This window comes from Nonomuraea aridisoli (assembly GCF_003236395.1).
Lineage (GTDB): Bacteria > Actinomycetota > Actinomycetes > Streptosporangiales > Streptosporangiaceae > Nonomuraea > Nonomuraea aridisoli.
The window spans coordinates 1-11,740 of the sequence record NZ_POUD01000283.1; the positions used below are offsets into that span (position 1 = coordinate 1).

Sequence of the window (11,740 nt, forward strand, 5' to 3'; positions counted from 1 at the left end):
GGCCGGGGGCAGGGCTCGCGGTCAGACTGGGGGATCTGGCCGAAGGGTCAGGTCGGGGTGTCTCCGGCGAGCAGCACCACCAGGGTCAGGGCGGCCGACGTCAGGAGCACCGCGCCCAGCACGGCCAGCAGCTCGCGCCTGCTGGCCTGGGCCGCGAAGCGTTGCGGCCCCTCGCGCTCGGCCCTGGCGGTGAACTCCTCCAGGCGGCGGGCCAGCCGTGACCCGCTGCGGCGCAGCTCCCGTTCGATCGCGGCCAGGATCGCTTTCTCCTGGCGCGACAGCCCCACGGCCGTCACTCCGTTCCCGCGGCCCCGCCGGCATGCGGGTAGTGCAGGTCGAAGGCGGGCCGTTCGGAACGGATGCGCGGCAGGCTGGTGAAGTTGTGCCGGGGCGGCGGGCAGGAGGTGGCCCACTCCAGCGAGTTGCCGAACCCCCAGGGGTCGTCCACGGTGACCTTCTCGCCGTGCCGCGCGCTGTACCAGACGTTGTAGAAGAACGGCAGCGTCGAGGCGCCCAGGATGAACGCGCCGATCGAGGAGATCATGTGCAGATCGGTGAAGCCGTCGACGGCGCTGTAGTCGGCGTAGCGGCGCGGCATGCCGGCCACGCCCAGCCAGTGCTGAACGAGGAACGTGGTGTGGAAGCCGATGAACAACATCCAGAAGTGCACCTTGCCGATGCCCTCGTTCAGCATCCGGCCGGTCATCTTCGGCCACCAGAAGTAGAACCCGGAGAACATGGCGAACACCACCGTGCCGAAGACGACGTAGTGGAAGTGGGCCACCACGAAGTAGGTGTCGGTGAGGTGGAAGTCCAGGGGCGGCGAGCCCAGGATCACGCCCGTCAGCCCGCCCAGCAGGAACGTGACCAGAAACCCGACGGCGAACAACATCGGCGTCTGGAACGTCAGATGCCCGCGCCACATGGTGCCGGTCCAATTGAAGAACTTCACCCCGGTAGGCACCGCGATGAGGAAGGTGAAGAAGGAGAAGAACGGCAGCAGCACCAGCCCGGTGCCGAACATGTGGTGCGCCCACACCGTCATCGACAGGCCGGAGATGGCGATCGTGGCGCCGACCAGGCCGACGTACCCGAAGATGGGTTTGCGGCTGAAGACGGGGATCACCTCGGTGATGATCCCGAAGAACGGCAGCGCGATGATGTACACCTCGGGGTGGCCGAAGAACCAGAACAGGTGCTGCCAGAGCATCGGCCCGCCGTTCGCCGGATCGTAGACGTGCGTGCCGAGCTTGCGATCGGCCTCCAGCGCGAGCAGCGCGGCGGCCAGCACCGGGAACGCCATCAGCACGAGCGCGCTGGTCAGCAGGACGTTCCAGGTGAAGATCGACATGCGGAACATGGTGAGGCCGGGCGCCCGCATGCAGATGATCGTGGTGATGAAGTTGACCGAGCCGAGGATCGTCCCGAGCCCGGCCAGCGCCAGGCCCATGATCCACAGGTCCCCGCCGACGCTCGGCGAGTAGGTCGCGTCCGACAGCGGCGTGTAGGCGAACCAGCCGAAGCTCGCGCCGCCTCCCGGCGTCAGGAAGCCGGAGACGGTGATCAGCCCGCCGAACAGGAACAGCCAGAACGACACTGCGTTCAGCCGCGGGAAGGCCACGTCGGGCGAGCCGATCTGCAGCGGCATGATGACGTTGGCGAACCCGGCGAACAGCGGCGTGGCGAACAACAACATCATGATGGCGCCGTGCATGGTGAACAGCGCGTTGTACTGCTCGGCGTTCACCAGTTGCAGCCCCGGATGCAGCAGCTCACCTCGGATGATCATGGCCATGAGGCCCGCCGCCAGGAAGAACACGAACGACGCGATCAGGTACATGTACCCGATCACCTTGTGGTCCGTCGTCGTGAGCCAGTTCACCACCATCCGGCCCTTGCCGGTGCGGCGCAACGGAGCCGCCGCGGACGTCAGCGGCTCTTCCGCGCGTGATTCGTCGATGCTCACCGGAGATCCCCCTGTGGTGCCGCCGGCGCTCCTCCCCGGACGGTGTTCTGGCAGGTCAGCGCCACTACGCAGAGTGCTCTACCCGTCACTGTCGGGTGATATGCCCTGCTTCAGGCAACTGTCCCGCAAGTCCTGGCTGTCACAGGGTTTCCGGGTCGTACCGGGATGCTCCTTTCCGGATGCGCTCCGATAACCTCCTGAAACGTCCAGTCCGGGAGGTATGAGGTTGTCGGGGGTTGTCGCGGCGTTCGCCGCCCTGGTGTCGGTCGCCGTGCTCGGCTACGTCATCGGCGCCGTCAAGGTGCTGCGGGCCGGCGACGAACTCGTGTTGTCGCGGCTGGCGTTCTTCGTGGCCACCCCGGCGCTGATGTTCGCCACCGTCTCGCGCGCCGACCTGGCCGCGCTGCTCTCCCCCGTGCTGCTGACCCAGGTCATCGCGGTGATCTGCACCCAGCTCGTGTTCGTGCTGGTGGCGAAGCTGGCCTGGCGGCGCGGCACCCGGCAGGCCACCATCGGCGCGCTCGCCTCCTCCTACGTCAACGCCGGCAACCTGGGCGTGCCCATTTCGCTGTACGTGCTCGGCGACGCCGCGCTGGTCGCGCCCATCCTGCTCTTCCAGCTCCTGGTGCTGACCCCGGGGGCCTTCCTCATCCTCGACAAGGGCTCCCGCTCGGCGCGGGCGGTGCTGCTGCTGCCGCTGCGCAACCCGCTCACCGTCGCCTCGCTGCTCGGCCTGGCGTTCGCGCTCGCCGGGATCTCCCTGCCGGTCACGGTCATGCGCCCGATCGAGCTGCTCGGCGGCGCGGCCGTGCCCGTCGCGCTGCTGGCCTACGGCCTCAGCCTGTACGGCTCCCGCCACGCCCCGGCCGCCACCGACGAGAGCGGCGTCGGCAAGGACATCGCCCTGGCCGCCGCGCTCAAGGCGTTCGCCCAGCCCGCCGTCGCGTACGTGACCGCCCGCTTCCTGCTCGGCCTCGACGGCACCCAGCTGCTGGCCGCGACCCTGTTCGCCGCCCTGCCCACAGCCCAGAACATCTACGTCTACGCCGTCACCTACGACACCGGCCGGCGCATGGCGCGCGGGACGGTCCTGCTGACCACCGGCCTGTCCATCCCGATCATGACCGCGATCGGCGCCGTCCTCGGCTGAGCCGGAAAATTTTCGAGGCGCGGTGTCGATTCCGGGTCCGGGCGTTCGACGCGTCGATGAGAACACCACGAGCGACGCCCCATGGAGGGACATACCATGCAGAAGATCACCACGTGCCTCTGGTTCGAGAACCAGGCCGAGGAGGCCGCCACGTTCTACACCTCGCTGGTGCCGGACTCCCGCGTCGTCGAGGTCCAGCGCCGCGGCGAGGGCGAGCCGGCCGTTTCGGTCACGTTCGAGCTGGCCGGCCAGCGGTTCCTGGCGCTCAACGGGCGCCCCGAGTTCCCGTTCACCGAGGCGGTCTCCCTGCACGTCGACTGCGAGACGCAGGAGGAGGTCGACGAGCTGTGGGCCAGGCTGACCGAGGGCGGCGAGGAGTCGCGGTGCGGCTGGCTGAAGGACCGCTGGGGCATGTCGTGGCAAATCATCCCGCGCCGCCTGTCCGAGCTGCTGACCCACCCCGACCCGGCCACCGCCCAGCGGGCCGCCCAGGCGATGATGGGCATGCAGAAGATCGACATCAAGGCGCTGGAGCAGGCCGCGGGCGTCTGACCACGTGCGGCGGGGGCCCGGTCCGCCGGGCCCCCGCCCGAGTGCCCGGAGGCGACCGACTACCGTAATCCCATGGCGTCATGGGCTGAGCGGGCGGTGTTCTGGCACGTCTACCCGCTGGGCTTCACCGGCGCTCCCGGCGCGGCCGGGGACGGCCCCGTACACCATCGGCTGCGCCACCTCGAGGCGTGGCTCGGCCACGCCGCCGAGCTCGGCTGCACCGCCCTCATGCTGGGTCCGATCTTCGCCTCCGAGACGCACGGCTACGACACCGTCGACCACTTCGCCGTCGATCCGCGCCTGGGCGACGACGCCGACTTCGACTCCCTGGTCGCCCGCGCCCGCGAGCACGGCCTGCGGATCGTGCTCGACGGCGTGTTCAACCACGTCGGCCGTTCGTTCGCCGGGGACCACCGGTGGCTCAGGAAGGGGCCGGACGGCGCGAACGACACCTTCGAGGGGCACGATCGCCTGGTCACGCTCGACCACGGGCAGGAGGCCGTGCGGCGCCACGTCGTCTCGGTCATGGACCACTGGCTGAGCAGGGGCGCCTCCGGCTGGCGCCTCGACGCGGCCTACGCCGTGCCGCCCGGGTTCTGGGCCGCGGTGCTGCCGCGCGTGCGGGCCCGCCATCCCGAGGCGTGGTTCGTCGGCGAGGTCATCCACGGCGACTACGCCGACTACGTCGCCCGCTCCGGTCTCGACTCCGTCACCCAGTACGAGTTGTGGAAGGCCATCTGGAGCTCGCTCAACGACCGCAACCTGTACGAGCTGGCGCACGCCCTGGGCCGGCACGACGACCTGCTCGCCACCTTCGCCCCGCTGACGTTCGCCGGCAACCACGACGTCACCCGCCTGGCCACGCGCCTGGACGACCCGCGTCACCTCGGCCACGCCCTCGCGGTGCTGTTCACCGTGGGCGGCGTCCCGAGCGTCTACTACGGCGACGAGCTGGGCCTGCGCGGCCTGAAGGAGGAGCGCGAGGGCGGCGACGACGCCGTCCGCCCCGCCTTCCCGGCGTCCCCGGCCGAGCTCGACGGCTCGGGGCGGGAGGTGTTCGAGCTGCACCGGCGGCTGATCGCGCTGCGCCGGCGGCACCCATGGCTGGCCAGGGCCCGCACCCGGGTCACCCACCTCGACAACCGCACCGCCGCCCTGCACACCAGTGCCGGCGGGCAGGCCCTGCTCACCCTCCTCAACCTGGACGACGGCCCGTACCGCTTCCCCCTGCCGGACGACGGCCCCTGGGCGGGGGACGGCGACGCCGATCCGGCGCTGGTGCCCGCCCACGAGTGGCGCGTCCTCACTACTCCACCGGGCGCACCCTTGCTCCTTCCGGGGGAGTAAACGCGGGTGACTCCGCCCGTACGACGACGCGGCACGGTGGCGGCGGAGATAGTCGATGTCCCGCGACCTCTTCGAAAGGGCATCTGACATGTCGTCATTCATCCGCCACATCACCCCCGTCGCCCCCGGCCGCGCCGGCGGCGCGCTGGCCGAGGTGTACGCGCAGGTCGACGCCGAGTTCAGCAGCATCGGGCCGGCGGTCATGATGATGTCGCCGGCGCCGCAGCTCATGGCGGCGGGCTGGTCGCTGATGCGCGAGGCGCAGCTCGCCGGGGACGCGCCGGTGCTCGAGCGCACGATGGTGGCCCTGGGGGCGGCGCGGGCCAACGAGCTGGCCTACGACGTCGAGGCGTTCCTGTCGGTGCTGCGGCTGCTGGGCGAGACGGAGCTCGCCGACACGGTCGCGCGCGGGGAACGCCCGGCCGACGAGCGGCTGGCGGCGCTGCTGAGCTGGGCCTCCTCGACCGGTGTGGCCGGCAGGGAGCCGGAGCCGTTCCCGGGCGGGCCGGTCGCCGAGTACGCCGGCACGCTGCTGTTCACCCACTTCATCGACCGGGTGGCCGCCGCCATGCTGCCCCCGGGGCTCACGCCGGGCACCATGGACCCGAGTGACGAGCCCGCGTTCGAAGGCGCACCGGTGCTGCACGGTCTGCGCCGCGTGCTGCCGCCCGGCACCACGCTGCCGCTGCTGGCGGATCTGCCCACCGGGAAGGAGCCGGCGTGGGCCGCCGGGCTGCCCATCGGCACCGCGTACGCCGCCCTGACCGCCACCGCCGCGCAGGGCGCCGGCCTGCTCACCCCCGCGGCATCCGCGACCGCGGAACGCGTGATCGCCGGCCACCGCGGGCGGCGCCTGAGCACCGAATCCGTAGACGCCCTCCTGGACGACGCCCTCCAGCCCCTGCCGGCGGGTGAACGGGAGGGGGCGCGGGTGGCGATCCTGGCCGGGCTGGCCCCGGAGGCCATCTCCGACGCCGACGTCGCCGCCTGGCGGGCCACCGACCGCCGTCTCAGCGACCACTGCACGGTCCACCTGCTCGCGTACGGCGCCATGACGGCCGTCACCCACATCGAGGCCGACCTCGCCCTCTGATCCGAGCTTCTCCACCCCGGGCGGAAATCATCGCCGCGGAACCGGATCGCCTCGCCGCGCGCGGTTAAGCTGATCGCTTAACTCACATATCGCGCAAAGGGAGACGAAGTGGCGCCTCTGCCGAAGAGCTCGCCCCTTGTCGTGGAGTCGATCGCGGACCAGCTCTACCGGATCCTCTGCGACCGGATCACCGGCGGGACCTACGCCCCCGGTTCCCGGCTCGACCCGCAGGCGATCGCGACGGAGTTCGGCGTCTCCCGCACCCCCGTCCGCGAGGCGCTCGCCCGCCTCGAACACGACCAGCTCATCGTCACCCGCCCCCGGTCGGGCACCTTCGTCGCCCGGCCGGGCGTCACCGACGTCCGCGAGGTCTGCCAGCTGCGCAAGGGCATCGAATGGGTGGCCACCGGGATCGCGGCGCGGACGATGCCCCAGGACCGGATCGCCGACCTGCGCGACGAGGCCGTCGAGGCGCTGCGGCGCGCCGATCGCGGCGACTACGAGCCGTTCTTCGCCAGCGACAGCCGTCTGCACAACGAGATCGTCGCCGCCACCGGCAACGCCCGCCTGATCAGGGCGCGCTCCTCGGCCGAGCCGTTCGTGTTGTGGCTGCGGGCGCTCGGCGCGACCGGGCGGCGCCGCGTCGCCGACTCCACGCGGCGCCACCTGGAGATCCTCGACGCCATCGCCGCCCGGGACGTCGAGGGCGCGCAGCGCGCCGCCGCCGTCCACCTGGACGAGGTGGAGCAGCAGATGGTCGCCGACCTGAGCTGAGCTCACAACCCGTCCAGGAACTCCCGGACGGCACGGGCGAACCCGGCGGGATCGTCGTCGTGCACCCAGTGCCCGCAGCCGGGGAACTCGCGCAGCACGGTGCCGGGCCGGCGCGCGGCCATCCGCCGGGCCAGCGCGGTGGGCAGCACGAAGCTGTCCATGCCGTGGACGAGCAGCGCCGGGCAGCCGGAGCCGAGCCAGTCGGCCCACCAGTCGCCGACGAGCGCCCGCTGCGAGGCCATCATGTCGTCGTGGTCGAACAGCAGCCCCCACCCGTCGGGGTGTTCGACGGCGCTCTCCAGGAAGTAGCCGGCCTCGGGGATGCCGTGCGCCTCGATGGCCCGGCGCAGGGCGTCCAGGGTGGGGGCGCGGCGCGGCCAGCCGCTCACGTCCAGCACGGGGTTCGGCACGTCCGGCGGCCGGTTGACCGCGCCGCCCTCCTCCACGACCAGCGCCCTGACGAGCTCCGGATGCCGGGCGGCCAGCCGGAACGCGACCACCCCGCCCATGGAGTGGCCGAGCACCACCACGGGACCGGCCCCGAGCTCGCGCAGGAACGCGGCGGCGTCCGCCACGTACGCGTCCGGGCCGAAGTCGCCGTCGCGGCCCGAGTGCCCGTGGCCGCGCTGCTCCAGGGCGATCACCCGGTAGCGCGGGCCCAGCGCGCCGGCCAGGTGCGCGAACATGCGGGCCCGCCCGAAGTGCCCGTGCAGCGCCAGCACGACCCCGTCGCCGGACGGCCGGCCGGCGCCCGCGTCCAGCCAGGCCAGGCGCAGCCCGCGGACCGTCGCGTGTCTCTCCGTCATGAACGTCATCGACCCGGTCGCTCCTTTCGCGAACCCCGAGCATAACGACCGTCATGCGAATCGGCCGACCGTCTAGGCTGACCGTCTCGGAGATCGGCAGAGAGGGAGACGACATGGCCAGGCCCCGCGATCCGCGGCGCCGCACAGAGCTGCTCGACGCGATCGTCGCCTACCTCACCGAGCACGGCGTCGCCGGCCTCTCCCTGCGCCCGCTCGCCAAGGCCCTCGGCCACAGCACGTACGTGCTCACCCACCACTTCGCCGGCAAGGACGAGCTCATCAGCGCCGTCCTCGCCCACCTCGACCGGCGGCAGAGGGAACGCCTGGCCGCCCTGCCCCGGCCTGGCACGACCGGCGGGAGCCTGGGCGACGTCGTCCGCGCCTCCTGGGCCTGGCACATCACCGAGGAATTGCCGATGGTGCGGCTGCTGCACGAGATCGAGGGCCTGTCCGCGGCCGGCCGCCTCACCGGGCCGTACGTGCCGAGAATGCTCGGCGGGCGCGCCGAGTACGTCGCCGAGGTGCTGCGCGCCCACGGTGTGCCCGGCGAGGTGGCGCTGCGCAACGCCACCCTGCTCAACGCCGCCTACGCCGGCCTGCAGATCGGCTACCTCACCACCGGCGACGAAGAACGCGTCGAGGCCGCGCTCGACGCGCTGGCCGGCCTCGCCGACTCCTGGACCCGCTGACCCCGCCCTCAGCCCTTCGCCGCACGTTCGTGCAGCGCCGTGATGGCCAGGCCGTACCCGGCGATGCCGAGCCCCACGATGATGCCGGTCGCCACGGGCGAGATGTAGGAGTGGTGGCGGAACGGCTCGCGCCGGTGCACGTTCGAGATGTGCACCTCGATGACCGGCAGCTCGACGGACTCGATCGCGTCGTGCAGCGCGACCGAGGTGTGGGTGAACGCGCCCGCGTTGAGCACCGCGCCGATCGACTCCCCCGCCTTGACCCGCGGCCCCTCCTCCTGGATCCAGTCGATCAACGCGCCCTCGTGGTTGGACTGGCGGAACTCCACGTCCAGCCCCAGCCTCTCGGCCGTGCCGCGGCACAGGCTTTCGACGTCGGCCAGCGTGGCCGAGCCGTAGATCTCCGGCTTGCGCGTGCCGAGCAGGTTGAGGTTGGGGCCGTTGAGGACAAGCACCGAAGGCATGGAGTCTCGCTCACGATCGTGCGGGCGCGCCGCCGGCGCGCCGACCTTGATGGAACCGCTTGCACCCTAACGACCCGCAGGACCCCTCGCCACCGCTCTTGTCAACGCATGCCATGATGTGACTATCATCGCCATATGGCGATGAATACTGACGTGAGCCCACTTCCCGGACCGGCCCGGCGCGCGGTGCTGCGGCGCCGCGTCCGGCTGCTGGTCGCCGCCACCATCGGCTACAACGCGATCGAGGCGGTGGTGGCCATCACCGCCGGCGCCATCGCCTCCTCCGCCGCGCTGATCGGCTTCGGCCTGGATTCGATCGTCGAGGTGGCCTCGGCCGCCGCGGTCGCCTGGCAGTTCTCCGCGGCCGACCACGAACGCCGCGAGCGGACGGCGCTGCGGATCATCGCCGTCTCCTTCTTCGCCCTGGCCGCCTACGTCACCTTCGACGCCGTCCGGGCGCTGCTCGGCGCCGGCGAGGCGGAGCCCTCCACCCCCGGCCTGGTCCTGGCCGCGCTGTCCCTGGCCGTCATGCCGTTCCTGTCGTACGCGCAGCGCCGCGCCGGCCGCGAGCTCGGCTCCGCCAGCGCGGTGGCCGACTCCAGGCAGACGTTGTTGTGCACGTACCTGTCGGCGGTGCTGCTCGCCGGGCTGGCGTTGAACAGCCTGTTCGGCTGGTCCTGGGCCGACCCGATCGCGGCCCTGGCGATCGCCGCCGTCGCGGTCAGGGAAGGCCGCGAGGCCTGGCGCGGCGACACCTGCTGCGCCGTCCCGGCCGCCGCGGCACCCTGCGGTCACGCTTCGACGGACTCCTGAAGCATCGCCCGGGTCACGACGTTTCGTCCCCCGCCGCCGCCTTTACATTGTAGATCCAATATGGTACGATCATTTCGTCATGAACCTTCATGACGATTCCCAGCCTCCCCTGGTCATCGCCGGCGACCCCGACGAGCCCGCCGTGCGGTTCGTCGCCGCGATGAACTCCGGCGATCCCGGCGCGTTCGACCACGTCTACGAGGACGGCGCCGTCCTCGTGCCCGTGCCGGGCCACCCGGTCACCGGCCCCGCGCTGGCCGCCGCCAACCGTCACCTGCAGAGCTTCGGCCTGCCGATCGAGGCCCGCCCCCGGCACGCGTACGTGGCCGGGGACGTCGCCCTGCTCGTCGTCGACTGGTCGATGCGCGGCACCGCGCGCGACGGCAGCGCGGTCGATCTGAGCGGCACCGCCACCGACGTCGTCCGCCGCGGCGCGGACGGCCGCTGGCGTTACGTCATCGACAACCCGCACGGCACCGCGTAACCGCCGTCACGAGCGCGAGTCCTCCAGGAGCCGGGACCGGTCCACCTTGCCGGTCTGGTTCCTGGGCAGGGACGGCACGAACACCACGTCCCGCGGCACCTTGAACCCGGCCAGCTCCTCCTTGACGGCCTGCTTCAGCTCCTCCGCCGACAGCGTGACCCCCTCCTCGGCCACCACGTACGCGGCCGGCCGCTGCCCGAACTCCTCGTCCGGCACCCCCAGCACCGCCACGTCGGCCACGCCGGGGCGGCGGGCGAGCAGGTTCTCGACCTCCTGCGGGAACACGTTCTCGCCACCGGAGACGATCATGTCGTCGTCGCGGCCGTCGATGAACAGCAGGCCGCGCTCGTCCCGGTGGCCGAGGTCGCCGGCGGCCAGCAGGCCGTCCTCCCCGCGCGGGGCCGTCCCGAACGTCAGGCCGCCGCCGACCATGACCCGCCCCACCTCGCCGACCGGCTGCTCACGGCCGCCGGGCCCCTCGATGCGCACGGTGGCGCCGCGCGGCGGCCGGCCCACCGTGCCGGGAGCGGCGCGCAGGTCGGCGGGCGTGGCCAGGGCCGCCCAGCCGGTCTCCGTGGAGCCGTACAGGTTGTGGAGCACGTCGCCGTAGGCGTCCATGAAGGCGGTGGCGAGGTCGGGCCGCAGCGCCGAGCCGCCGGAGACCACCACGCGCAGGTGCGGCAGCCGCCGCGGCGGGAGGGCGAGCAGCCGCTGCAACATCACCGGCACGGCGACCATGCCGCCCGCGCCGGTGCGTTCGAGCGCGTCCAGCACGGCCGGCGGGTCGAAGCGGCGCATGAGCACGACCGGGCAGCCGAGCGCGAGCGCGACCGCGTACCAGAGGATGCCGAGCCCGTGGAACAGCGGCGGCGCGATCAACATCGGCTCCCCGCCGCGCACCGGCACGGTGGCCAGCATCGACACGAACGGCTCCGCCACCGCCCCCAGGGAGAGCCTGCGCGGGGCGCCCTTGGGCGCGCCGGTCGTGCCGGAGGTGAGCAGCACCAGCCGTCCCGGGCGCCGGGGCCTCGGCACGGGCGGCCCGCCCTCCCGCACCAGCTCGTCGAGGTCACTGACGCGCGGGCCGCCGAACGGGACCCGCGCCAGGCCCGGGTCGGCGACGAGCACGTGGACGCCCTCGCGGCGCAGGACGTCCCGCAGCTGCGGCCCGGCCAGCCCGGTGTTGAGCAGCAGCAGGTCGACGCCGAGGCGGGACACGGCCGCGGCGGCCAGGACGAAGCCGCGGTGGTTGGGCCACATGACCGCCACCGTCGTGCCCGGCCCCGCGCCGTAGCGGGAGCGCAGCCCGGCGGCCAGCGCCGCGGAGCGGGCGTCCAGCTCGGCGAACGTCAGCGCCCCGTCCTCGTCCAGCACGGCGGGCCGCTCCGGCCAGCGGGCCGCGGCCGCCGCCACGCCCGCCGCGAGCGACACGTCGAAGGTCCGGTACGCCTCCACCACACGGGCCAGCACCCTGGGCGGCAGCGGGCGCAGCAGCCCGTTGCGGGTCAGCGTGACGACAGCCTCCACCCCGAAGCCGCCCAGCTCCATCAACTTTCCGATCATCGGCTCATCAGGCCTTTCTTCCCCGGGACGAGGTACGCC

Annotated in this window: 13 protein-coding genes; 8 read left to right on the top strand and 5 right to left on the bottom strand. The window is 72.5% G+C overall.

Annotation, left to right across the window (positions count from 1 at the left end; genetic code table 11):
- Positions 1 to 47: 47 nt before the first annotated feature.
- Together C1J01_RS40070 and ctaD are read right to left on the bottom strand one after the other, a co-directional pair.
- Positions 48 to 287, bottom strand: coding sequence for a DUF3040 domain-containing protein (locus C1J01_RS40070; RefSeq protein ID WP_181449231.1), 240 nt, complete (start codon positions 285 to 287; stop codon positions 48 to 50).
- Positions 288 to 292: 5 nt separating this feature from the next.
- Positions 293 to 1,888, bottom strand: a complete 1,596-nt coding sequence (gene ctaD, locus C1J01_RS40075; RefSeq protein ID WP_111184287.1) for an aa3-type cytochrome oxidase subunit I — start codon at positions 1,886 to 1,888, stop codon at positions 293 to 295.
- 304 nt (positions 1,889 to 2,192) lie between these two features.
- On the opposite strand from ctaD, the gene C1J01_RS40080 reads away from it, so the two are divergent.
- From C1J01_RS40080 to C1J01_RS40100, 5 genes are all read left to right on the top strand, one after another.
- Entirely contained in the window at positions 2,193 to 3,116 is a 924-nt protein-coding gene (locus C1J01_RS40080; RefSeq protein WP_111184288.1) for an AEC family transporter, read from the top strand.
- A gap of 96 nt (positions 3,117 to 3,212) precedes the next feature.
- Positions 3,213 to 3,668, top strand: coding sequence for a VOC family protein (locus tag C1J01_RS40085; RefSeq protein WP_111184278.1), 456 nt, complete (start codon positions 3,213 to 3,215; stop codon positions 3,666 to 3,668).
- Positions 3,669 to 3,740: 72 nt separating this feature from the next.
- A complete protein-coding gene (locus C1J01_RS40090) occupies positions 3,741 to 5,015 on the top strand; it encodes an alpha-amylase family glycosyl hydrolase (protein ID WP_111184279.1) in 1,275 nt (424 codons plus the stop codon).
- A gap of 88 nt (positions 5,016 to 5,103) precedes the next feature.
- Positions 5,104 to 6,108, top strand: a complete 1,005-nt coding sequence (locus C1J01_RS40095) for a carboxymuconolactone decarboxylase family protein (protein WP_111184280.1) — start codon at positions 5,104 to 5,106, stop codon at positions 6,106 to 6,108.
- Between the two features lie 108 nt (positions 6,109 to 6,216).
- Positions 6,217 to 6,882, top strand: a complete 666-nt coding sequence (locus C1J01_RS40100) for a GntR family transcriptional regulator (protein WP_220040349.1) — start codon at positions 6,217 to 6,219, stop codon at positions 6,880 to 6,882.
- A 2-nt stretch (positions 6,883 to 6,884) separates the two neighbouring features.
- Here C1J01_RS40100 and C1J01_RS40105 read toward each other — a convergent pair whose 3' ends face one another.
- Positions 6,885 to 7,697, bottom strand: coding sequence for an alpha/beta fold hydrolase (locus tag C1J01_RS40105; RefSeq protein WP_111184282.1), 813 nt, complete (start codon positions 7,695 to 7,697; stop codon positions 6,885 to 6,887).
- 104 nt (positions 7,698 to 7,801) lie between these two features.
- Between C1J01_RS40105 and C1J01_RS40110 the strand changes: the two genes are divergently transcribed.
- Positions 7,802 to 8,377 (top strand): TetR/AcrR family transcriptional regulator, encoded by a 576-nt coding sequence (locus C1J01_RS40110; protein WP_111184283.1) that lies wholly within the window; start codon positions 7,802 to 7,804, stop codon positions 8,375 to 8,377.
- Positions 8,378 to 8,385: 8 nt separating this feature from the next.
- Here C1J01_RS40110 and aroQ read toward each other — a convergent pair whose 3' ends face one another.
- On the bottom strand, positions 8,386 to 8,841 hold the full coding sequence (gene aroQ, locus C1J01_RS40115) for a type II 3-dehydroquinate dehydratase (RefSeq protein WP_111184284.1): 456 nt from the start codon (positions 8,839 to 8,841) through the stop codon (positions 8,386 to 8,388).
- A gap of 135 nt (positions 8,842 to 8,976) precedes the next feature.
- On the opposite strand from aroQ, the gene C1J01_RS40120 reads away from it, so the two are divergent.
- Together C1J01_RS40120 and C1J01_RS40125 are read left to right on the top strand one after the other, a co-directional pair.
- Complete coding sequence (locus C1J01_RS40120) at positions 8,977 to 9,654, top strand: cation efflux transmembrane domain-containing protein (RefSeq protein ID WP_438943178.1); 678 nt, start codon at positions 8,977 to 8,979, stop codon at positions 9,652 to 9,654.
- Between the two features lie 79 nt (positions 9,655 to 9,733).
- The gene (locus C1J01_RS40125; protein ID WP_111184285.1) at positions 9,734 to 10,138 is read left to right on the top strand and encodes a YybH family protein; all 405 of its coding nucleotides are present in this window, start codon (positions 9,734 to 9,736) and stop codon (positions 10,136 to 10,138) included.
- Between the two features lie 6 nt (positions 10,139 to 10,144).
- On the opposite strand, the gene C1J01_RS40130 is transcribed toward C1J01_RS40125, so the two are convergent.
- The gene (locus tag C1J01_RS40130) at positions 10,145 to 11,701 is read right to left on the bottom strand and encodes an AMP-binding protein (protein ID WP_235854979.1); all 1,557 of its coding nucleotides are present in this window, start codon (positions 11,699 to 11,701) and stop codon (positions 10,145 to 10,147) included.
- Positions 11,702 to 11,740 lie beyond the last annotated feature (39 nt).

Coding starts and splice junctions, on each gene's coding strand:
- ctaD (WP_111184287.1), bottom strand. CDS start 1,888: ATGGTGGTGAACTGGCTCACGACGACGGACCACAAGGTGATCGGGTAC.
- C1J01_RS40085 (WP_111184278.1), top strand. CDS start 3,213: ATGCAGAAGATCACCACGTGCCTCTGGTTCGAGAACCAGGCCGAGGAG.
- C1J01_RS40090 (WP_111184279.1), top strand. CDS start 3,741: ATGGCGTCATGGGCTGAGCGGGCGGTGTTCTGGCACGTCTACCCGCTG.
- C1J01_RS40095 (WP_111184280.1), top strand. CDS start 5,104: ATGTCGTCATTCATCCGCCACATCACCCCCGTCGCCCCCGGCCGCGCC.
- C1J01_RS40105 (WP_111184282.1), bottom strand. CDS start 7,697: ATGACGTTCATGACGGAGAGACACGCGACGGTCCGCGGGCTGCGCCTG.
- C1J01_RS40110 (WP_111184283.1), top strand. CDS start 7,802: ATGGCCAGGCCCCGCGATCCGCGGCGCCGCACAGAGCTGCTCGACGCG.
- aroQ (WP_111184284.1), bottom strand. CDS start 8,841: ATGCCTTCGGTGCTTGTCCTCAACGGCCCCAACCTCAACCTGCTCGGC.
- C1J01_RS40120 (WP_438943178.1), top strand. CDS start 8,977: ATGGCGATGAATACTGACGTGAGCCCACTTCCCGGACCGGCCCGGCGC.
- C1J01_RS40125 (WP_111184285.1), top strand. CDS start 9,734: ATGAACCTTCATGACGATTCCCAGCCTCCCCTGGTCATCGCCGGCGAC.
- C1J01_RS40130 (WP_235854979.1), bottom strand. CDS start 11,701: ATGATCGGAAAGTTGATGGAGCTGGGCGGCTTCGGGGTGGAGGCTGTC.